This window comes from Citrobacter sp. S46_ASV_140 (genome assembly GCF_018919545.1).
Lineage (GTDB): Bacteria > Pseudomonadota > Gammaproteobacteria > Enterobacterales > Enterobacteriaceae > Citrobacter > Citrobacter braakii.
Map to the genome: position 1 here is coordinate 1 of NZ_JAHLRC010000292.1, position 468 is coordinate 468.

Annotated in this window: 1 protein-coding gene; it reads left to right on the plus strand. The window is 43.8% G+C overall.

Translation table 11 applies throughout. The features are described from left to right. Positions 1-468 (plus strand): fimbria/pilus outer membrane usher protein (locus KQJ19_RS23845; RefSeq protein ID WP_216404295.1); only part of this gene is annotated, 468 nt, incomplete at both ends.

Sequence of the window (468 nt, forward strand, 5' to 3'; positions counted from 1 at the left end):
CAGATATTCTTATCGGTAAAACCCAGTCCTACAATACCCTGAACGATGGTTTTACCTTTTATGGCGCGCAGTTAAAGTCTAATCAGGATATGTATCCCTGGGACTCGCAGTCTTATGCTCCGGTCATTAATGGTATTGCCAGAACACATGCCCGTGTCACTGTCGAACAAGGCGGATACACATTAAAGTCGTTCGTGGTTCCACCGGGTCCTTTTGTGATTAACGATCTGACCGGCGTATATTCTGGCGACATTATCTTAAAAATTTATGAAGAGGATGGTTCGGTAAAAGAACAGCGATTCCCCGTCGCCGTGCTGCCAAATTTATTAAAACCCGGAAATTATAATTACAATATCGCGGTGGGGAGTAAAGTTGACCAATACAGTAACAAGCGTGATGATGACAGCTTATTCGCGCAAATCACTTATGATTACGGTTTTGAGCCCTTTACGCTCAATACCTCTGCAC